The organism is Exiguobacterium sp. FSL W8-0210, assembly GCF_038006045.1.
Classification (GTDB): domain Bacteria; phylum Bacillota; class Bacilli; order Exiguobacteriales; family Exiguobacteriaceae; genus Exiguobacterium_A.
Genome location: NZ_JBBOUK010000001.1, coordinates 339,016 through 360,194 on the forward strand (window position 1 = coordinate 339,016; position 21,179 = coordinate 360,194).

Sequence of the window (21,179 nt, forward strand, 5' to 3'; positions counted from 1 at the left end):
ACATCTCCTCCCGTGTACCTATCGGAAGGAGAAGAAACAACATGTATGAAGGTGTTGTACGGCTTGTGTAAAGGTCTTGTGAATCTAATTCACGTAAATCGGAAGGACAGTTGCAAGATGGGTCATAAGTGCTTGTGTCTCTTCTTTTGGTTCAGATGTGACGTAAATGATCAACGCAGCAGCAACGATGACGAAGATAGCGATGACAAGAATGATGAAGAATGGCATATTACTTTTTCGTTTTTCGGCTTGACGGTCCATGAAAGATTCCCCCTTAATGATGTAGACGCTAGACATATTTGTTTGATTCCCTCTCCTCTTGTTTGAAAACCTTGGAAAAAGAGGGGAATGTGTAATCTGACGGGAATAGAGTAACTATCTGAAATGGAATGAGGAGGATGTCGTCGTGCTTACGTTGCTTAATTCATTGTTGTTGAACTTCTCACTGTTGATTGCGACATTGCTGTTTGCGTTTTTACCGCTAAGACGGATCGAGCGCATCTCGCCTAACTCTTCCTTACAAGTCCGACTCGCGATCGGTTGTATCGCCGGTGTGATTGGTGCACTGTTGATTTTCAACAGTATCTCCTATGACGTTGCAAAGATTGATTTGCGTCTTGTTGCACTCGTCACAGCGTACTTTTATGGGGGATTAGTTAGCGGGAGCATCACGATGCTGTTCATTATCGGTGCTCGATTCGCGGTGACACCAGCTGGCGAATACCAAGGACTGATTCTGACGACCTTGATCTGTGTCGCGTTACTCGTGACGGCGACGATTTATCGCCGGTTTGCTGCTCAGCGAATGAAGGATTATCTCGTGTTGCTTGGAACAGGTATCGCATACAGCTTACCGGCGCTATATTTATTGACGAACACGTTCGAGCGGTTTTTAGAGATTGCGCTCGTCTATATCATCGTCATCATGATTGGTGGTTACGTCACCTATCGTTTCCTACAAGAACTAAGGAAGCATTTTTTGTTCGTGCATACGCAACAAGAACTGGCTTTAACGGATGGACTGACACAACTGGGAAACCGCCGAAAACTGGATGAGACGTTAGCCGAGTACGCTCAGAACGGAACGGTCTTTTCCGTCCTCATTCTTGATCTCGATCATTTTAAATCAATCAACGATACATACGGTCATGAAGGGGGCGACGTCGTCTTACGGCAACTCAGTCATCTCTTGCAATCGTATTGTCCAGAACAGGGCGTCGTCGGTCGGTACGGTGGTGAAGAGTTTGTCTTACTGTTGCCGGACGTACCACTCCGACAAGCGGAACGACTGGGGGAACGGGCCTGCGCTGATCAACACTTCGTCTATAAGGAGCATCCTGTGTTTCATGTCACGTTATCGCTAGGGGTTGCCTCTTCTGATCAAGCATCGACCGTATTTGAGACCGTCCAAAAGGCAGATTTAGCGTTATATGAAGCCAAACAAACCGGACGAAATCGCGTCGTCTGTTATCGAGACCCTTTGCTGTAATTAAAAGCTACCCCGCTCGACCGATTGGTCAGGCGGGGCAGTTGTGTTTAGTGATGCAGTAACGAAAATACATCATGGCGTTCAAAATCAGCGAGAATATTCGGCGCAATCAACTCACGGATCGTTGTTTCGTCCGCCCAGAGATAGGCGTCGTGTTCTGCCGATAATTGAACGTCTGTTTGATTCGTCGCGCAGACGTACATCAAGAGAATGATTTGCCGATTGGGATGCGTCAGGAAGCTCGAGGCATAGAGCAGATGCTTCGGCGTAACGGTCAATTGTGTCTCTTCTTTAATCTCGCGAATGAGACTGTCGACTGGCAATTCACCGAAGTCGATCTTGCCACCCGGACATTCCCATGTCCCGCCACCGAAGTCAGCAGCAGCCCGGCGGACGATCAGGAGACGTTGCTCGTGAATGATGATGCCTTTGACGGCAGGAACGATTGCTGTCATTTGACGGGACTCCGCGACAATATGACGGGATCGATTCCTTCTGTTTCGACGAGGTGCTGATCGCGTAGATAGATCCCACTCTCGTCAGCTAGTCCGAAGGCACGGTCTGTGCTTTCTTCCGCAAAGGATTGCACGAGATGGGCAGCTTCGCCCCACGTCTCGTAATGGACACAAATGACTGCGTCTTTCAGTAAGGCAAGACCAGGCAAGCGAAGACGTTGATTGTCGCGTTGGTCGATCGCCGGAATCACACACCGTTCAGGCGAAACGAGGGCACCGGCTGAAAAGCCGGCGACCGGAACACCATCTGCGAAACGCGACTGAATGATGTCACCGATCGGTGTAGCGACCAAGTATTGCTGATACAATTCGGTCTCGCCACCGGAGATGATGATGCCCTGACACTGCTGTAGTTGTGCAAGTTGTTCGTCCGTTGTTGCGTCAGACAGTGGCAGATGGACGAACGACGAGATGCCATCTTCCTCTAACGGCTTCGTATAGATCGAGGCGTAGCTCGTCCAGTCCTTACCGGTCCGCGGAACGTATAGAATCGCGACCGGTCCACCATTCGTTAATGTAGCAAATCGTGTTCGTAAGTTCGGTGTAAAAGGAGGACCGCCTCCGAATAAGAATAAATGAGTACGCATGAAGTCATCCCTCCAACCAATGTAATAGAAAAAGTATAGCAGAAATCAATCAATTGGAAATGTGCTGGTAGAATGATTGTCTGCGGAACCACGTGTGATGTTGTTTCCGTTCTTGAAAGAGAACAAACAGAACGAAGGCGATAACGAGACCGCGTCCGATCCATGGTAAAACGAGAAGACCGTAGTTCATCGCAGCAAACAGCTGGAGTAAGAAACGACGTTTACTCGGATCCCGCAGATACGTGATCAGCGGGAGTTGCTGGTGCGTCTGCTTGAATAATCGCAGATGAAAGAACGGACGCTTTCGGTGAGACGGCTTCGGTAAGGCACCGTTCAATTCAAGGACGGTCGCCGATAAACTCGACTGTCGTTTCGTCGACAACAGGATATCCTCCGTTAATCCGTCCTCTCGCCGCGACCAGTGCTGGACATGAAGGGATCCGAACAGCAACACACACAGTGCGACGACGAAGAGGACAGGGTGCGGTTGAAGCCAAAGCAGGAGTAACAGAGTGATGCGTCCGGTTGCCAGGACGAGAAGACCGCTCCATTTCCGCAAGAACCGTTGCCCAGATAACCGATATGTCCAAAAGCTAAAGAACGGTTGGAGCAAAGAGAGCACGAGACTAATCAGCAGTACTGTGATACTAGATTGGTCAAACCGGATGCTATGTAGCGGAAAACAGAGTAGATGTAATCCGGCAGTCATTAGAAAAATCCTCACGAAGTGATACCGAACGGAATACCACTTCATTCGAACGATCGCTCCAGGAACCGGTTTGAAGAAGAGGCGATCTGCCGGTTCGAACCAGGCGTAAAAGGCGGGCAGGAATCCATACAGAATCCATCCGAGTAAAATCCAAGCGACCGGAACTGTTTGAACCCAGTCCGCTTGACCACTTAAAATCTGCACCGCTTCATAGATGATGAATAGAACGACTGGAACGACAAGATACAGCAAAATCGTCCAGTCGAAGATTTCTCGGAAGAAGCGACGTTGTTCCGCATGCCGTCGACGGATCCGTTGCTTCAAAAAGGTTTCAATCATGCTCGAGCACCATCGCTTCCATTATGTCGAACAAGCGAGCGCCTGGCTGACCGGAGGCTTCACCAATCTGAGCGAGTGTTCCTTGATGTTTAATGCGTCCCTGATCAATCCAGACGAAATCGTCACACAGACGTTCCGCGGAATCGAGGACATGGGTGACGAGCAGAATCGCCACACCACGCGTTCGTTCTGCTTCGAGTAAGTGTAACAACCGAATCGTCGCGACCGCGTCGAGACCAACGAACGGTTCATCGATGATCAAGCAGTCCGCGCGTTGCATCAAGGCACAGACGAGCATCACCTTCTGTTTCATTCCTTTAGAGAAAGAGGATACATAGTCACCTGTGACAGCATGCAGTTCGAATGTCTTTAAGAGTCGTTCCGTGTAGGCGTGATCTGTCTCGTGAAGTGAGGCGACCAGCTCAAGGTGCTCGGCGAGCGTCAAATATTCGTAATAGGTCGGCTGTTCCGGAATATAGGCGAGTGAGGCCGGTAAATCGATCTCTCCTTCGACCCATGGCAGCGTACCGAACATGGCTTGAATCGTCGTACTTTTTCCTGCACCGTTCGTACCGATCAAACCGGTGATGGATCCAGGCTGTAAAGCAAACGCGATCTCTTGTAAGACGGGCTGACCGACGTCATAACCAGCTTGGTGAATGGATACATGCATATGAACCATCTCCTTTCACTACATTTACTGATAGAAGGAGAAAAATGTTTCACAGCAACAGAAATCAGCAGAACCATAGTAAAAAATGTAACAGGTTAAAAATAACAAATGGGCTATAATGGAAATATCAATTTTAGAGGATGATTACGATGCAAACAGTCGAGCGAATTTATTTTCGGGAGTCCGGTATGGGAAGAGGACAGACGTTTTGGTGGCACCGTGCAACTCGAACGGTTCGTGCGGAAGATGAGGAAAGACGATTATCCGGATGGTGGTTTCAAGAACTAAATTTACCAGAGGAATTGAATCCGTTACTGATAGAACTGACGGAAGAGGATATTTACCTAATCGACATGTGGTCGGAGCGGTTCGATGCGGAAGTATGGCGAAACTATCCATATCCTGAAGGCGTTCTGATTTGTGACGGCACGGATTGGGAAATTCATGTGACGACAGAAAATGGTACAGAGAAACTTTCAGGATCAAATATCTATCCACCTGGATGGTGGATGATTCGAGAACTGCTATACGGTTATTATGACGCGGGGAGTAATCGAGAAGATGAAGAATGGGAGGATGAACGATGAAAAGAGCACTATTGTATCTGATTCCGTTTGCGTGGCTAGGACCTTACCTCGATTGGAAAACGGGTTCGATTTTAGGATACGCCTTATTTTTATTTGGACTCGGTGTTTTATCGTATTCCCTTGCACGGAGTGGAAAACCGAAATACATCGTTATCGGCAACATGGTATCGTTTGCGATTTCGTACGGGATCGCACTCAGTGTAGGGGAAGGATACGGCGAAGGATACTTCAAGCCATTGACAGCCAGTCAACTGGTTCTTGGAGTCAGCGTCTTGAATCTGGTCGTCCAAATACCGATCGTGATGAATGCGATTCAAAACAAAATGATGAAAAAGGAGTTAGAAGGACATGACGGATGAGAGCCAACAGTTACTTGATGTAATTCAACGAATCCTAGAACGACAATCGCCACTCGACTTAATTGATATCTACCAGCGCGTCAGACAAACAGAACATTTGGATCTATTACGGTTTACATCAGAAGCAGGACTCGAGGCACGCATTCGAAAATTGATCTACCTGCATGCGAGTGAGTGTGAATTGTACCAGGGAGAGCAGGACCTTTTTTACAGTGAGACGGGGAAAGGAACAGGACGCTGGGGACTACGATGAAAAAACGCTACGCAGGGAGTGCGTAGCGATCAGATCACACGAGTCCTAAGATCTCAACTTCAACTAAAGCACCTTTTGGTAGTTCCTTAACAGCGATACAAGACCGAGCTGGGAAGTGATTGTGCGGTGCGAAGTAATCGGAATAAATCGTATTAAAAGAAGCGAAGTGTTCCATGCTCGTTAAGTAGCATGTCGTCTTGACGACGCGGTCAGGTGTCAGTCCTGCTTCTTTCAGGATGGCATCGACGTTGCGCATGACTTGTTCCGTCTGCTCCGTGATCCCGCCTGGTACAAGTTCACCTGTTGTCGGGTCGATCGGGATTTGACCGGAAGCATAGAGTGTTCCGTTTGCGATAAAGCCTTGCGAGTAAGGGCCGATCGCAGCAGGGGCGTTCGTTGTGTCGATCTGTTTGAATGTAGACATGAAAAGAACCTCCTCTTGTAAAATACATATGTACGACACCGAGTGATTCGACTCGGATATCCCTCAACCCTTCAAAGGAGTGAATTGATATGCCACTTTATCATAAATTAGTTCGAGACGCGATTCCAAACATCATCGACCAAAACGGAAAAAAAGCGACGTTCCGAACGCTGAACGAACATGAATTCCTAGTGGAAGCGAAAAAGAAATTCCATGAAGAACTCGCTGAATACGAGGAAGCAACGACGGACGCAGACGCTGTCGAGGAGTTAGCTGATTTACTGGAGCTGATCCAAGCGTTAGCGAAGACACATGGCGTGACAGTCGAGGAACTGGAAGCCGTCCAAACGAAGAAACAGCAACAACGCGGCGGATTCGAAGAACGTCTTTACTTGATCGAGGTCGAAGATTGATCCCGGAAGCGAAGCTGACGACGCATCACTTATATGACTCACTCGTCGAAGCCATTGATTTGGCGGAGGAAGTCTATATCGTCGCAGCATTTGCTCAGAAGTCAGGCGTTGCCTTACTCGTCCCAGCGTTTCGTCGTGCCTTACAACGAGGAGCCGAGATTCGGCTGTTGATTGGCGACTATCTACACATCACCGATCCAGAAGCACTGGCACAGTTGCTTGCGCTGGATGGGTTGTCAGTTCGCTTTTATCGATCAGGCGGACGCTCCTTCCATCCGAAAGCGTATCTGTTTCGAAACGCAGAGACTGGCTTATCAATCGTCGGTTCGTCGAACATCTCGAACAGTGCGCTTCGGTCCGGTATCGAATGGAACGTCCATCTACCACAAGCTGTCGCACCACAAATCCTTGATGATGCGATGGATGCCTTCATGGATCTTTATCTCAGTGAATCGGCAGAAGAACTGAACCCAGTTGTTTTAGAGGCCTACCGTCAAGAGTACGCGGCGCGTCAATATGTCTCAGAACCGGAAGTTGAGTACGACGAAGGAACCGTTGTCGTCGCACCAGAAATCCTGCCACACCGAGTGCAGGAAGAAGCGCTGCACGCGTTACGGGAAACGATGGAAGAAGGACGGACACGGGCATTGGCAGTGCTTGCGACTGGACTAGGGAAGACCTACCTCAGTGCGTTCTTTGCGGGAGACTTCACACGAATCCTGTTCCTGGCACATCAAAAAGAATTGTTACTGCAGGCCGAGCGTTCGTTTCAAAAAGTCAATCCGGCGTGGCAGACCGGCTTTTATATCGGCAGTGACCGGACCGTCACAGAGACGACGGAGATCGTCTTCGCTTCCGTCCAGACGCTGGCGCAAAAGCGTCACTTGGACCGTTTTGCAACGGATCAGTTTGATCTCATCATTGTTGACGAGTTCCATCACGCGGCAGCGACGAGTTATCGGAAGATCATCGATCATTTCACGCCCCGTTTCCTGCTCGGTCTGACGGCGACACCAGACCGAATGGACGGTGCCGATGTCTATGCGATCTGTCACCATAACGTTGCCTTCCAGATGCATTTCACAGCGGCGATTGCTGAAGGATTTTTGACGCCGTTTCATTATTACGGTATTCATGACACGATCGACTATTCCCAGATTCGACGAATCGGTCGGACCTACGATGCGTCGCAACTCGAGCATCGACAACTTGATCGTGAGGTCGCGGATAATATCTATCATTCATGGGAGAAACGTCGTCAAACGAAGACGATTGGTTTTTGTTCGTCGATCAAGCAGGCGGAATATCTGGCGCAAGTATTCCGGGAAAAAGGAACGACGGCATTTGCACTGACTGGGCAGACGACCAATCGCACAAAGTACATGCAAGCATTCGAACAAGGCGAGATTGACGTCCTCTTTACGGTTGATTTGTTCAACGAAGGTGTCGATATTCCGAAAGTCGATACACTCCTTTTCTGTCGTCCAACTGAATCCGTCGCTATCTATACGCAACAAATCGGACGAGGTTTACGCTTGGCACAGGACAAATCGCACTGCGTCATCATTGACTTGATTGGGAACTATCGCAACGTCGAGACGAAGCTGAAGCTGCTCGGGAAGATGAAAGAATCGTTCAAGCGAGGCGAAATAGAGCCGATTACGCCACCACCCGGCTGTGTGATTGAGTTCGATACGCGAGCACTGGAATTGATTCATCGACTCCGGCAACCAAGTCAGCGGAAGTTACGATTGATTGAGCAATACGAGCAAATCAAATACGAACTCGGTCGTCGACCATCGTATGTTGAAATCGGCGAGTATGCTCCAGTTCCACAAGGTTATAAACAAGAGTGGGGCTCTTACGTTGGTTTCTTGAAAGAGTATCAGGAGTTATCAGACGAAGAGATTGAGGCGTACGATGCAAATCGAGAATTGATTGAGCAGGTCGAAAAGACGATCATGAATCGAAGTTATAAGATGGTCGTTCTGTTAGCAATGCTTGATCGAGGAGAAGAGCGCTGGATGGAGCCGATCACGGCAGAGGAAGTAGCACCATTCTTTTATGAGTATCTGCATGCAGAGAAGTATCGAGAGTTAAAGGATACGCAAACGGCGGAGTTAAATGGACCATTTGATGCCGTGAAAGTAGAACGATTACTGAAGAAGATGCCGTTTCCGAAAATGGGTAAGCCGTTTGAGTTTGATAGTAAGACATTATCTATAAAAATATCGGAAAAATATATAGATATATTAAATCGAATTTTGCATGAAATTGTATCTTTAAGACTCAATCTTTATTTTGAAATGAAAGAAAAAATTTAAGAAGTGCTATAATTTATCAATTAAATGTATTGAGATAATAAACTTATCTTCAAAATAGCATTTCTGTACTCAAAAAATATTCTTAGTATAGAAACATTTTTATACACATAAAAGATTATAGGAGAAGATATAGCGTATGGATTTGATGTTTAAAAATATTTCAGAAATTCAAAAAGCACTCGGAGTTGGATACTTAGAGTTATTCTTATCTATAGTATGCCTCTCATATTTTGCGTTTGTTTATAAATATTTTAGCTCGAAACTCAGAGAAAAAGATGAAGAAAAAAAAGCCAAAGAACATGAGCAACTTACATTATTAATAGACTTACACAATCTAATTACGAAAGACAGATCAGATGATGAAATTATTACAAATTGCCAAAAGGCTATTGGAACTTGTAGCAATAAACTTGAATACTATTCATTTCAATTGATGGTCGGAGAAAAAGAGTTAGATAAAGAATACTTGTTAAAAATTGTAAGAAATGATTTGATCAAAATTAGAAATTTGAATATAAATCCTGATAGCTTAATAAGTGATGTGAACAATACGATATCATATGTGCGTCCGCTAATTTTACCTATCTTGCCCTCCTTGCTATTCTTTTATTTAACTCTTTTAGGTTTATATTCTATAGGTTTTATTTTAGAAGGAGAATGGAACTGGGTTATAGTAGTGTTAGGAGTTTTAATAGTTCTTGGTCTCTTTTATTTTTCGCTTTTTATGGTCACTAAAGTTAAAAAAATAATATTACGTCGAGTATAAAATCATAAAGCACCTATCTTCTAAATGTTTTTTAAGAAGAATAGGTGCTTTTTAATACATAAAGTAATTCCTGTTTTATCTATATCTTGACTAATTCAACGAGATCTTTAAATTTCTTTTTAAACCGCAAGGTTCATACTCAATACAGGCATCAGGAAGGGAATCCAGTTCTTATTGTTTTGGGCTTCATAACTCATAGAAGGTACTCTTTTTTTAGAATGTAAGTTCTTGATGTATTTCTCGAAATTATGTTCTCAATTAAAACAATTCATCAATGATGTTTGTTAGTTGACAAAACAGGAGTTTTAAGTTCTCAAAGTAAAAAAACGTCTAACAATCGAATGAGTGATTGTTAGACGTTGAAATAAAAGATGTATGGCTTAATTCTTAAAGACAGAGCGATCATTTTTCATCGCAATAACCTTGAAGATTGAAGCGAATTCTTGTTCTGTTACACCAAATGCTGTCACGAATTTATTAAACATAGCTTGTTCTTCTCGCTCTGCTTCTCCGTCAGATAGGGAAGAGTCCACTAGATTAGCAAGAACACAGAGTTTTTGCTCATAATTTAATACTGGTGCAGCCTCTGCCAAGAATGTATCGATAGAGTTACGATCAAAGTACTTAAATACTTTTTCCATTAAATCATCATTATTGTCTCCAATACGAATTGTACCTTTTTTGCTCTTACCGCCTAATACAGCTAGTAGTTGACCGATTTCTTCATTATCAAACTCTCCATCTGAAGCCATCATGTAGACAAGTGATGTTGCGAATGCAAAATGAGGATGCATGCCTTGTTTATTTTTTGTACTGTCACCTTTAAACATATCAAATAATCCCATTTACAATTACCTCCTTAGTTGTGTTGATTCGCAGCATACTTCAACTGTTCTACAAGTGAATCGAGTCGACTAACAGTAACGTCACGAATCGTAAGTTTTTTACTTCCGAATCCTTTTTTATGTGTCAGATAAATAATTCCTTCATTCACCCCAAACGGATTAATTGGAATTGGAATGATATCGAAGTCTACTTCTTTAATTTTAGAGAACGGAATCTTTTCAATTGTCGCACTTGGCATGATCGAACCTTTATGGATAGAGAGAACGACATCTGTTTCCGTCATCAGAAGAAAACCATACTTAGTCAGAGAAGGTTGAACACCTTCTAACGCATAAAAAAGTTGATCGGACTTAAATTCTTTTTTCAATGCCTTTAATGTGATTTCGATATAAGATCGTTCAATTTTTGGTAACTTCATTTTCAATTCTTCTAACGTATTTAAACTAATTGGAAAAGTACTATTTTCTAACTGGTTGTTAATTGTATCTAATTTGCCCATTTTAAATCTCCTTAACATGATTATATTGTAAATTTTATCATGTATTTTGAAGATAAAATAGATAAAAAATGAATTATTATATAAATAAGTAATACAAAAAGACAAGTGCAATATGTACTTGTCCTAAGGGTCAATTGATCATTCTCCGACCATGCCGTCATGGTCGTTGTCCCGCATATATTGGTACAACCAGTGTTTCTCCGTGATCGGCATCGCGAAGCCGGCATTTTTCGCCTCCTGTATCGCCACCTGACCATTGCCGTCGGTATCGACGCGCGAGACGTCCTCGGTCTTTGTGGTATCAGGAGCTGATTTCGAGGTCGGTTCTTTTTTCGTATCCTTCTTCGTCAGACCAAGTGCGGCATTCGTTTCGTCCGGGTTACTGTTCTTGAACCGGTCGACGACGGTATTCCCGCGGACCGTATCAGTATACTTATACGCGGATGGTATCATCGTCGAAGTATTCGGATAGGTAATTTGCGCTTCAAAGTTCGTTGCGCCACCCGCTTTGCGGATGACGTCCTCCATGTACGCCTGATTACCATGACGGTTCAAGGTACTGTCCTGTGGTGTGATGTTGTAGGTGTTCGAGACGCCACCGGTATAGGATATTCTTTTAAGAGATAAAACCTTTTATCTGTTGATACACCTCAATTTGAGCGATGAACAAAACTAAATGATGAACAAAACTTAAAATTCCTACACTTTTATCGTAGGGTTAGTGTAAGAAAGATGCGTATTTACAACCTTAATGAATCCAAGAAATACTATTTAAGCAAGATTTCTAGGATTTTCGTTTGCGTCCAAACTTTTATTTGGGAACGTTATTTTGAATGATTTTGCATACTTTATAAATCTTTAATGAACTAAGGTATCTTGAATTTTGAGGCGCTTCTTCAACAATGGCGCTTCTTATATGTAATAAGGACGCTGGTTCATATGTCAGAATAGCGCCCTTTAACAGAATCATTTTCTAAGAAACAATACAAACTTAGATTCTGGAACATCCCTATCAAAATAAATTCAAGGTAAATTTATTTTGACAAAAAACCGTCCGGACGGTATAATAATCTCATGGAATAACAAAAGGAGGGTAATCATGTCAGCAAAAGGACAGGACAAAAGAGCGCATCTGCTAAATGCTGCAATAGAACTCTTAGGTTCAAACGATTTTGATACTTTGACATTAGAAGCAGTCGCAAAGCAAGCCAATGTTAGCAAAGGTGGTTTATTGTATCATTTCCCCTCAAAAGAAGCATTATATGCTGGAATAACTGAACTAATTTTTCAAGACTTTGTATACCGATTTAATGAATTAGCTGAGAATGATCCTATAGAAAAAGGAAAATGGACTCGCGCCTTAATACATGCATACACTGATGATTTAAACAATTCTCAAGTTCTAAATATAGCATCTCATTCTTTTTCGAAATTGAACCATACTGTTACAGAAAACATCCTCGTCCACTTCGAGTATATTCAATCAAAAATTGATGAGGATGGTATTGACTCTGTACTAGCAACAACAATTCGGCTTACCCTCGATGGTCTTTATTATTCCGAGTTCTTTAAGTTGGGACAAATCAATTTTGACTTACGAGAAAAAATCATCGAAAAATTAATTGAATCTACAACCTAGGAGGATATCACATGAATCCATATGTATTATTAATTGGCTCAATCTTATTTGAAGTATTCGGAAGTTCTATGATGAAGGCATCAAATGGCTTTAAGAAATTAGTCCCTACAGTTGGTTTAGTAATAGGTATGGGGAGTGCTTTTTACCTTCTCTCCAAAGCATTAGAACACATTCCGTTAGGAACTGCTTATGCAATATGGTCTGGTGCAGGAACTGCTCTTACTGCGATTGTTGGTATTCTTGTTTGGAAAGAAAAGTTTAATCTAAAAATATTACTTGGCTTACTAATCATTATAGCTGGTGTTGTGGTACTTAAATTGTCTCATTAAAGGAAGGTTGATGGATTATGAAAGGGTATGTTGCATTAGGAATTGCGATTATTGGTGAAATATTCGGAACATCTATGTTGAAATTATCTGAAGGATTTACGAATATATACCCCACAATTGGAGTAGCAATTGGCTTCTTCATAGCGTTCTATACATTATCATTGTCTTTAAAAACTTTGCCTTTAAGTTTAGCTTACGCAATCTGGTCAGGTGTAGGAACAGCTCTGACAGCTTTAATAGGTGTTTTGGTGTGGAATGAACCATTTAACATTCTTACATTTATTGGTTTAGTTATGATTATCGGTGGAGTAATTATACTTAATCAAAGATCTGCTGACACGAAAACAAGCACTTCTCATTAATTAAATGGTATGAGCTCCTTATTGGTATGAGAACATCTTACTTCTTAGAGGGGCAGCATCAGGATTATACGGATTTACAATGATAAAGCAGGAAACCTTGTACAATAAGGTTTAATCTATTGAGATATAATCGAAATTACGTCAAATAAAGCTATTTAGTGTTTTGTATGACTTGTCTCAAAATTCTTATCGTTGTATATGCTTTATTTTTATCAACACAAACAGCTTAACGTTGTAAATACGCATTTACGGGAAGCTACCCCAAAATAGACATCATTCATTCAAATATTACAAAGTTCCTCCTGAATCTGTTACAAATCAGGAGGTTTTTTTATAATAAACCTTTTCGGGAAATCAAGACTAAAATGAAGAAATTATAGAATAAAAAAGGCTTCCTACTATGTTTATATGAACACAAAGTAGAAAGCCAGTTTATGTTGTTCGACAATTGCGCCATTCGCTTTGAGTTCTACTCAAGTTAGAACAACAATAGTTGTAATGTGAAGTTATTAAATCATATGTAGTTAATTGATAAGCGATTACCTTTGTACGGCAATAGCGCTTTGATTGTTGAATAACGAAAACGTCCCCGAAGCGAGCTTGAAGTGAACCCTAAAAGTACTTTATTTTATGACTTTTGATAGACTTTTGTTTATTTGAATAAATCCTCAAATTCATCGTCAATTTCTTTAAATTTCTTTTCCACATCTATGACATTTTCCTTCAAATCAAAATTTTTCCGACTTAGAAGAGTAGTGCTATGTAATGTCATCGATTCGTATTTTTCTTGATAGAATGCAGCCTGCTTTTTCAGGGCATCGATTTCCTCTTTTAAAGAGGCTATTTCTTTCTCCTTAATATTTAGGCTATTTTCTAATTCCGTTGTCTTTAACACTTGTTCAAAAGTAGTTTGATATGCGTCAAGGACTTGTTGAACCCTTGTGATTAGTAGGTTTTTATTTTTATAATTAGAATTTACTAAATCCTCAGCCGAAGGAATTTTTACATTCTCTTTCATTAAACCTACGATTGCTATAGGGGTTTTGTTAAGCTTTTCAATGTCTTCTCGAATCTGTTTATTATTTCTCCATACGTACCGAGGAAACTTTGTTTCGCGCCCTAAATCTGCGAGAGTAATTAATTTCCCACTTTTTTTGTTTGCGTATTCGAATAAAACGGATCTTAGTTCCTCATATGAATATTTTTGCGGTCTGCCACCCTTAGACTTTTCTGTTGTCATCTTGTACCTCCATTTTTTTGGCTAGATGCGCCTCTAACATTGCTTTTCTATTTAATAAAATTGCGAGATTTGCGCTGTTTCGTTCAAGGTCTTTAGAGTTTTTTTCGTTATTATCGAATTCTGACTCCTTTTTCCTATAAGCTGATCGGTAATACTTTTTGATGAAATTTAATTTGATTTGTATTTCATCTTGAATTTTTGTAATTTTGTTTGCCAATTCAGATTGTTCTAGAGTGGTCAAATTAGATAAATCTATATGAATCTTATTACAAAAGATACAATCATCTTCGAAACATTCGTACGGAAAGTTTTTTGATTGGCAGTAACCATAATCTATTTTCTTTTCTTTAGAGTAGTCAGAATTCCAATAAGAGAGTATCTGCTTTTGACGAAATGTAAAATGATCGAATCCTGAAGTATTTAGGTTTGTCATACTTCGCTGGATATCCTTAGCTAGTAAATTAGAATAAGACCTTTGAAAATCATCAATATGAGATGCATATGCGGATTGAGTTTCAATCTTAGTATGACCTGCCATTTGGGCGATTGTTAATTCACTGAATCCTTGCATCATCATTGAACAAATAGCGAAATGGCGTGTATCCATTAGACTAAGGCGAGTAATGGTTTTGTGTGGATTTTCTAAATCTAATTCGTCTCTTGAATTTACAACATTAATGCCCATACCGTCTTGTATCACTTCATTGAAAAATGAAACCAATAGCTTTGACATTAAATCGGTTGTTCGATGGTCGTTATATTTTTTTGTTACTCCTTTATTTATGAAGCTGCTATACTTAGGCTTTGTTAAATGTTCATAATGGTGAGAAAGATGGAACAGATATTCTTCGTTCTCACTATTAGTTTCCTTTTTATAATCTTCAATAATTTCGAATATTTCCTTGTTTATCTGAATTTCCTTAGGTATGGAGACGTGATGCTTTCCTTTTTCTTTTTTGGAAGGCGATAGCTTTCTTTTCCCTTTGGTAAGGTAATATTTTTCTTCTTTCGCATCATACCGTATATCGTTATTTTTTATTTTAACGAGTTCTATTGGGCGAATAGGGAGGATTGTCGATACTTTCCACCAAATAAAAATTGGGTAATATTTCGAACGCATATTATTTGTTGCTTTGTTCATGAAATCGTTAATTAAAAAATCAAAACGGACAAATTCTTCATAAGTAGGTATCTCTCTGACTATATCCCAATCAGCGCCCTGTATGGATTCAAATAAAGGGATATAATCAGCTGCGTCGTTTATAGGATTAAAGTACAAGAATCCTAAGTTATAGTTTCTGTATGTACTTAAATTAATTTTTAATGACTCCTTTTCTAACTTCCATTCCTCGAATTCCACTAGTTTTCGTTTGTCATAACAACTTGTTAATTTAATGATGTTTAAAATGTTGCCAAACCCCTCAAAAATGCTATCCGGGGATATATTTCGATCATATAGTTGTACTATTACGTAGCATTTTAAAGATAAATAAAGCTCTTTATCATATTCTATTTCAGTAAAATCAAGACTCCTATAATATTCGCGTCCCATTACGTTCCATTGATGGTCAAGAAATTCGGAAGGGGATTTAATAATCCCATCGTCTTGTAAAAGCTCGAATTTTTCTTGATACTGAATTAACTCATCTTCGTTGTACTTGAGATACTTTTTTTCTGCAACTGAGTTGGAAGTCTTTTCGTAAATAAGTAATCCTTTATCTCCATTTCCTACTTTTAAATTTTTTACAGCCATCAATTATTCGCCTCGTTTATAGTTAAAAATTTTGTGACATTTAATTCTCTAATATTTACTTGCAACAAGTCTAAATCTATGAAACTGCGAATATAATTCGTATCAAATTGATCATACATTCTTTTGAAATCCATTAGGATATACAAAAGCGATTTAATCATGTGTGTATATTTGATACGTGTGATACGTTCGTCTTGATTTGTTTTTTTTAATCGTTCAATCAAAGAAAATATTTTCACATTCACAATATCTAAAATATAATTTGTATCGATGCGATTTTTGCAACCGAGACATGGCATTTCTAGATTATATTCAACCTCTTTTTTAAACGGACAATTTTCTAATCCTACGAGACATTGTGAATGGTCTAGCAATGAAGGGGAGCGTAATCTGGAAATCTCCTTTAGTTTGTCTTTTAACTCTTGTTTTGGAATTTTCATGAGGTCTTTTAATAATGCAATTGATTGCTCGTGCCTAGTGACAGCGAATTTTGATAATTCGTTTATCATTACAGGTGAATATTCTTTATTGATATTTGTTATGGCTGCTGTCATTTCTCCTAAGCTCATCGGTTCATTTTCATTTATGGCGTCTATCATAACTTTTACTTGCCATCCAAAAATCCCTCTATCGAAGGCGTGACGAGCCATTTCTTCAACATCTACATCAGTATTTCGCGTAACTAGATATACCTGAGTGATAGAGTTAGGCATTGAAATATTATGAGTATGAGAACGAGAAAAACCACTTAGCCAATAAGCCAATGCACCTTTACCGTTTTTTACCGCTGTTTCCCAACCGTAAGTCATTAACGATTTGTTACTCATTTTACTTTTGAATTTTGGCAAATCTTCTCCAAAGAAATCTTTAATATTGTTGTCGCTTATATTTTCAACTAAAAATTTGCTATTTGCGTTTTCATTTTTACGGTGTAGTTCACTAAGAATGAAGGCTAATGCTGTAGGCATTTCAAAAATAAAAGGGACAACGTATACGGATTTTTGTTTGTTCTTTCTTGATAAATATTCTTGCATACTTCTACTGACTGTTTTTAATATATTTTGAGCATCTTCTAATTTAAATGTGTGTTCATTGAACCATTCAAAGTCATCAATGCCCACTATATCAAGTGATATCGATTTAAATGAAATCATATCTGAGCGTCTCCATGCCAATGAAAAATGTAACAAGCAGAATAGCCATGTATTAGCATACTCTCTGTTTTCAACTGCATTTTCGAAATGTTTGTCCACATCTAAAACATGAAGGATTAATAATTTCCACTCTTCTTTGGTATACGCTTCATCACCAACCCCATTTAAGGTCTTTTTAAAAACATAATCGCCACTAAAAGCACAATCAACTTTCTCTTTGCAATAGTCAAGAAATTGGATAACTCTACGAGTTTGATTTTTAGGAAGTGATTCGAAAAGTTGTTTTAATTCTAAATCTGAATATTCCATTAATTCTTTAGTTAGTTGAGTTGCTAAAACCTCTAAAACACGTAAATAATGAAGCGTGAGTTTTTTGAGTGGCTGTGTGCTTTTCTCTATTTTTTTTCTAGACCATCTATTATATAAATCCACTGTAAGGTTTATATTGGCTTTGTTCTTAAAGTATGTAATACTGTCTTCAAAAAATTGATGATAGTTAGTTTCTACACTATGGATATAATGATTATGCTTAATTTGTATTGCAGCATAACTATTTATAAGTTCATCAGCACTTTCTCTTTTGATGTAAAAATCTTTTTTATTATTTGGAAGAAGAATATAGTCGTCAGAATTAAAAGATTTCCTTATAACATGCAAAGATGTGTTCATCTCCAATGCTAATTGCTCAATTGGGATCAGTCCACGTCTCTTATACTCATCTAAGTAAGCAAGATGCGTTCTAACACCCCTATCTTTCGCTGTAAATGATTTTATATGTTTCTTACTCCATAACATTTGCATCACTTCTAAAGGCATATTTAAATATATAGAAGCCTCTTCGACATAGACTAATCCTTTTTTGTAGTCCTCCCAATCTTCAATTTTAATTTGGTAGCTTTGAGCTTCTTTATATACAAGTTTTGATAAAAATGGGTCATTGAATATAAAGTCAACTAAAATATGTCTATCTGTTGATACATTTAATTCTTCTTTAATTAATTGGACTAGGCTAACTGCGCTTGTTTTACTGTTTAAAAATATTTCAACTTCTTTTTTTGAAAAGTATAGAAATCCTTCAAAAAGCCAGACATCCTCGAATACTCCTGTCTCTTGTAAAATCTTTAGTGTTTTGTCTGATACATTTAGCATACTTTTAACTTCGGCTTTTTTGTAATAATCATTTGAAAGTTTAGCTTGCAAGCATAGTTGCTGCTCAACATAGTTTGCATGAATCAAATATTTGATTTGTCCGCCAGAAGAAAGTTCCACTTTCAAAAATGAATCGGGTATTAACCCTGTTCGTGCAAGTTTTCGTAAATTCGAATCACTTCTATTGATTAATTTAGCTACTTCTTCGGGTTTATACCATACTGTCACCTTTAATCTCCCTTTTTTCGATTTCGACTGTTTAATTTTAGTTCAGAAATAATCACTTCCTTTACTTCTAATAAATCCATATACATATCATCGTAGTTACCCTTTAGAAGTCTAAGCATCTTATCTGTATTGTTTAGATACGTAATACTGCTCATGGGGTTGTCATCTCCACGCGCTGTCATCACTTGAAGTACATTAGTTGCTTCTGCTGCAATCAAATTCGAGAAGATTCCACGTCCGATGTGAGAAGACCACTTAGCGCTACTTAATTCCAAGCCGTATGTTCTAAGTAAAGGATCTTTAGAATTTATCAATAAATTTAAGAATATATTTTTCAATTTTCTAAACTCCCGTTGATATGTAAATTTCTCCATTGCTTTTCCATCTCTGTTGGAAAAGAGAGCGTTGCTACCGTCGGTAGGTAAATAATTATTAATATGCGTTTTATATAGAAGTTGTAATAACTCGCCATTAAAAGGGAAAATACCTTGCCTTCTTCGTTTTTTTACGGTTCCTTTTCCCTTGATATCCTTTAGTTCGGGTCTGAAATTACGATTTTGTATTTTTATTTGAAATCCATATAATCCGAATTCTCCTGATGGAGTAATACCTGTCCTAGCGATATTTACAACCTCGCCAGCACGTAAGCCCCCGAAACACTGAAATGCCACACCAAGAGCTATTCTAGGTGTATATGACATTGCGGTGTGTATGAAGGGAATAATTAATTCACGAGGAAGGTCATGGATAAGAAATGCTTCTTCCTCATCTTTTGGATAGTTCACGTTGATAAAAGGGCTTTCTGGCTTCCTGTTGACTTCTAAAACATCATACTTGTATTCTATGAAATCGAAATCATTTATCGTTATATGCTTTAAAATATTTTTTTTGGCTAGGAAGTAGTATAAACGAGTAAGATTCCATTCACATCTTTTGACTGTTTCTTTTTTCACTGGAGCGTTATTTCGTCCTATTAAACCATACATATTCAAATAATCCACTCCATGTTCAAAAAGAAGGCCTTTTACGCTTGATAACTTATACTTTGCTTGATTTTCTATAAACACAAAATTTAGGAAGTTCACAATAGAGTTAGCAACTTGTTCTTGTGTTTTAATACTAGGAATACCACCTTTTTTTAATGGCATATGAATGAATTCAGAAATAGGGTGGACAACACTTACTGCACATCCGTTTTTCTTCTGCTCCAACATAATCATCATCTTATCGACAGTATGATTTTTACCATTAGGTAAAGTTTCAGTTGCTGATACTCTTTTACAGTAGTACCTATAAACACCCAATCTTTTATTTATTCCCACAACATTGCTATGGTTTTGACTGTTTGAAACTTTGTTCATTTATCTTCCCACCTACAATATATTTTCTCCTTTAGCTGTTAAAATCTTCATACGTTTTCTAAAACATGACCTGCTACAAAAATCTGTATCATTCTAAAAATTACTAACGAAATTTGCTATTCGCCTACATAACCATCTCCATCACGATCATCCATGTATTGATATAACCAATGATCTTTTGTTATTGGCATTTTGAAGCCAGCTGATTTAGCTTCTTTAATTGTTACCTGCCCATCATTATTTGTATCAATGCTAGAAATATCTTTATCATCATTAGAATTATTTGAGTCTATTGATTTATTTTCAGTTAAACCTAAAGATTTATTTGTTTCATCAGGATTGCCATTGTCAAATTCATCAACAATCTTATTACCTTTTATTGTGTAAGTGTACTTATAATGAGAAGGGATTTGAGTTTCAGTATTTGGATATGTAATAATTGCTTCAAAATCTGTAGCTCCACCTGCTTTACGAATCGCATCTTCCATGTAAGCTTGGTCGCCATGCCTATTTAATGAGCTATTTTGAGCAGTAATATTAAAAGCACTAGATACACCGCCCATGCTGTCAGCGATAACATGTCCTTCATCTAAGTCACTTCTTTCTACTCCAGGCACTTTTGCTTCATCTTTACAGTATCTTCCCGATGATGTAACCGGTTCAGTACGGTCATCTTGTAAAATAATTTTATCAGCAATAACTTTCACTAATTGACCATACTCGTTCGTAAATGCCCAATATTCTCGATCAACAAAACCTATGTCTACCACAACATTAGCTTCACGATGTCCGGATAAATCACAAGCATCCACTTCGATTAATTTGTAGCCTTTGAACAGTTCATCTTTTGATTGAGTTGATGTAACTTCTACTACTGATTCAGCAGCAGTTGTATTAATTGTTGTTACTTCTTGTAAATTTGTTTCGCCATTTGTAATAGACGCATCTTCTACATTCGTACACCCAACCATAAAGATGGTCATTAAAGGGGCGATTAAATAATTCATTTTCTTTTTCATTTTAAGACTCCTAGTAATAGTTATTACAATTTTTGTTAAAAAGATAGATTTATTGTACATTACATTTTTGTTCATCGTCTACTATTTTTGAACAAAAAATAACCTTCCACAATAATTGATGTGAAAGGTTTTTAGATAAAATATATTAAGGTTTACAAGTTT

The 21,179-nt window shown here is 39.3% G+C and carries 23 protein-coding genes and 1 pseudogene; 10 read left to right on the plus strand and 14 right to left on the minus strand.

Annotation, left to right across the window (positions count from 1 at the left end):
- Positions 1–84: 84 nt before the first annotated feature.
- Complete coding sequence (locus MKY22_RS01845; RefSeq protein WP_341086154.1) at positions 85–261, minus strand: hypothetical protein; 177 nt, start codon at positions 259–261, stop codon at positions 85–87.
- A gap of 145 nt (positions 262–406) precedes the next feature.
- Between MKY22_RS01845 and MKY22_RS01850 the strand changes: the two genes are divergently transcribed.
- A complete protein-coding gene (locus MKY22_RS01850; protein ID WP_341086155.1) occupies positions 407–1,489 on the plus strand; it encodes a GGDEF domain-containing protein in 1,083 nt (360 codons plus the stop codon).
- Between the two features lie 47 nt (positions 1,490–1,536).
- On the opposite strand, the gene MKY22_RS01855 is transcribed toward MKY22_RS01850, so the two are convergent.
- Genes MKY22_RS01855 through MKY22_RS01870 form a run of 4 tightly spaced genes read right to left on the minus strand, consistent with a single transcriptional unit; the run spans position 1,537 to position 4,312 of the window.
- On the minus strand, positions 1,537–1,944 hold the full coding sequence (locus MKY22_RS01855; RefSeq protein WP_341086157.1) for an NUDIX hydrolase: 408 nt from the start codon (positions 1,942–1,944) through the stop codon (positions 1,537–1,539).
- Positions 1,941–2,591 carry a Type 1 glutamine amidotransferase-like domain-containing protein gene (locus tag MKY22_RS01860; RefSeq protein ID WP_341086158.1) on the minus strand — a complete coding sequence of 217 codons (651 nt, stop codon included), beginning with the start codon at positions 2,589–2,591 and terminating at the stop codon, positions 1,941–1,943. The genes MKY22_RS01855 and MKY22_RS01860 overlap by 4 nt, the downstream gene beginning before the upstream one ends.
- Positions 2,592–2,640: 49 nt before the next feature.
- Complete coding sequence (locus MKY22_RS01865; RefSeq protein WP_341086159.1) at positions 2,641–3,639, minus strand: ABC transporter permease; 999 nt, start codon at positions 3,637–3,639, stop codon at positions 2,641–2,643.
- Positions 3,632–4,312, minus strand: a complete 681-nt coding sequence (locus tag MKY22_RS01870; protein ID WP_341086160.1) for an ABC transporter ATP-binding protein — start codon at positions 4,310–4,312, stop codon at positions 3,632–3,634. Before MKY22_RS01870 ends, MKY22_RS01865 begins: the two co-directional genes overlap by 8 nt.
- A gap of 149 nt (positions 4,313–4,461) precedes the next feature.
- Between MKY22_RS01870 and MKY22_RS01875 the strand changes: the two genes are divergently transcribed.
- From MKY22_RS01875 to MKY22_RS01885, 3 genes are read left to right on the plus strand one after another with little or no spacing between them, the layout of a single operon-like run.
- Positions 4,462–4,899, plus strand: a complete 438-nt coding sequence (locus tag MKY22_RS01875) for a hypothetical protein (RefSeq protein ID WP_214729884.1) — start codon at positions 4,462–4,464, stop codon at positions 4,897–4,899.
- Complete coding sequence (locus MKY22_RS01880; protein ID WP_341086163.1) at positions 4,896–5,258, plus strand: hypothetical protein; 363 nt, start codon at positions 4,896–4,898, stop codon at positions 5,256–5,258. Before MKY22_RS01875 ends, MKY22_RS01880 begins: the two co-directional genes overlap by 4 nt.
- Positions 5,248–5,511 (plus strand): hypothetical protein, encoded by a 264-nt coding sequence (locus tag MKY22_RS01885; RefSeq protein ID WP_341086165.1) that lies wholly within the window; start codon positions 5,248–5,250, stop codon positions 5,509–5,511. The genes MKY22_RS01880 and MKY22_RS01885 overlap by 11 nt, the downstream gene beginning before the upstream one ends.
- A 34-nt stretch (positions 5,512–5,545) precedes the next feature.
- Here the strand turns inward: MKY22_RS01885 and MKY22_RS01890 are convergent, their stop codons facing one another.
- Positions 5,546–5,935 (minus strand): RidA family protein, encoded by a 390-nt coding sequence (locus MKY22_RS01890; RefSeq protein WP_035399124.1) that lies wholly within the window; start codon positions 5,933–5,935, stop codon positions 5,546–5,548.
- An 89-nt stretch (positions 5,936–6,024) separates the two neighbouring features.
- On the opposite strand from MKY22_RS01890, the gene MKY22_RS01895 reads away from it, so the two are divergent.
- The 3 genes from MKY22_RS01895 to MKY22_RS01905 all read left to right on the plus strand — a co-directional run bounded on the left by MKY22_RS01895 (position 6,025) and on the right by MKY22_RS01905 (position 9,438).
- The gene (locus MKY22_RS01895) at positions 6,025–6,348 is read left to right on the plus strand and encodes a nucleoside triphosphate pyrophosphohydrolase (RefSeq protein WP_214729887.1); all 324 of its coding nucleotides are present in this window, start codon (positions 6,025–6,027) and stop codon (positions 6,346–6,348) included.
- Positions 6,345–8,672 carry a DEAD/DEAH box helicase family protein gene (locus tag MKY22_RS01900; protein ID WP_341086168.1) on the plus strand — a complete coding sequence of 776 codons (2,328 nt, stop codon included), beginning with the start codon at positions 6,345–6,347 and terminating at the stop codon, positions 8,670–8,672. The genes MKY22_RS01895 and MKY22_RS01900 overlap by 4 nt, the downstream gene beginning before the upstream one ends.
- 136 nt (positions 8,673–8,808) lie before the next feature.
- Positions 8,809–9,438 (plus strand): hypothetical protein, encoded by a 630-nt coding sequence (locus MKY22_RS01905; RefSeq protein ID WP_341086171.1) that lies wholly within the window; start codon positions 8,809–8,811, stop codon positions 9,436–9,438.
- Positions 9,439–9,818: 380 nt separating this feature from the next.
- Here the strand turns inward: MKY22_RS01905 and MKY22_RS01910 are convergent, their stop codons facing one another.
- From MKY22_RS01910 to MKY22_RS01920, 3 genes and pseudogenes are all read right to left on the minus strand, one after another.
- Positions 9,819–10,283: a tellurite resistance TerB family protein gene (locus tag MKY22_RS01910; protein ID WP_341086172.1), complete on the minus strand. Its 465-nt coding sequence runs from the start codon at positions 10,281–10,283 to the stop codon at positions 9,819–9,821.
- Positions 10,284–10,297: 14 nt separating this feature from the next.
- A complete protein-coding gene (locus tag MKY22_RS01915; protein WP_341086174.1) occupies positions 10,298–10,783 on the minus strand; it encodes a hypothetical protein in 486 nt (161 codons plus the stop codon).
- 138 nt (positions 10,784–10,921) lie between these two features.
- Positions 10,922–11,383, minus strand: a pseudogene (locus tag MKY22_RS01920) (DNA/RNA non-specific endonuclease); the annotation flags it as partial.
- A gap of 499 nt (positions 11,384–11,882) precedes the next feature.
- On the opposite strand from MKY22_RS01920, the gene bcrA reads away from it, so the two are divergent.
- From bcrA to bcrC, 3 genes are read left to right on the plus strand one after another with little or no spacing between them, the layout of a single operon-like run.
- The gene (gene bcrA / locus MKY22_RS01925; protein WP_255178790.1) at positions 11,883–12,422 is read left to right on the plus strand and encodes an efflux transporter transcriptional regulator BcrA; all 540 of its coding nucleotides are present in this window, start codon (positions 11,883–11,885) and stop codon (positions 12,420–12,422) included.
- An 11-nt stretch (positions 12,423–12,433) separates the two neighbouring features.
- On the plus strand, positions 12,434–12,751 hold the full coding sequence (bcrB, locus tag MKY22_RS01930; protein ID WP_255178789.1) for a quaternary ammonium compound efflux SMR transporter BcrB: 318 nt from the start codon (positions 12,434–12,436) through the stop codon (positions 12,749–12,751).
- Between the two features lie 17 nt (positions 12,752–12,768).
- A complete protein-coding gene (gene bcrC, locus MKY22_RS01935; RefSeq protein ID WP_341086184.1) occupies positions 12,769–13,113 on the plus strand; it encodes a quaternary ammonium compound efflux SMR transporter BcrC in 345 nt (114 codons plus the stop codon).
- Positions 13,114–13,765: 652 nt separating this feature from the next.
- Here bcrC and MKY22_RS01940 read toward each other — a convergent pair.
- From MKY22_RS01940 to MKY22_RS01960, 5 genes are all read right to left on the minus strand, one after another.
- A complete protein-coding gene (locus MKY22_RS01940; RefSeq protein WP_255178788.1) occupies positions 13,766–14,353 on the minus strand; it encodes a hypothetical protein in 588 nt (195 codons plus the stop codon).
- Positions 14,334–16,109 (minus strand): hypothetical protein, encoded by a 1,776-nt coding sequence (locus MKY22_RS01945; RefSeq protein ID WP_341086185.1) that lies wholly within the window; start codon positions 16,107–16,109, stop codon positions 14,334–14,336. The genes MKY22_RS01940 and MKY22_RS01945 overlap by 20 nt, the downstream gene beginning before the upstream one ends.
- Positions 16,106–18,637 (minus strand): hypothetical protein, encoded by a 2,532-nt coding sequence (locus MKY22_RS01950; RefSeq protein WP_341086187.1) that lies wholly within the window; start codon positions 18,635–18,637, stop codon positions 16,106–16,108. Before MKY22_RS01950 ends, MKY22_RS01945 begins: the two co-directional genes overlap by 4 nt.
- A gap of 2 nt (positions 18,638–18,639) precedes the next feature.
- Positions 18,640–19,998, minus strand: coding sequence for a hypothetical protein (locus MKY22_RS01955; RefSeq protein WP_341086190.1), 1,359 nt, complete (start codon positions 19,996–19,998; stop codon positions 18,640–18,642).
- Between the two features lie 116 nt (positions 19,999–20,114).
- Positions 20,115–21,017 carry a DNA/RNA non-specific endonuclease gene (locus MKY22_RS01960; protein ID WP_312086051.1) on the minus strand — a complete coding sequence of 301 codons (903 nt, stop codon included), beginning with the start codon at positions 21,015–21,017 and terminating at the stop codon, positions 20,115–20,117.
- Positions 21,018–21,179: the final 162 nt, after the last annotated feature.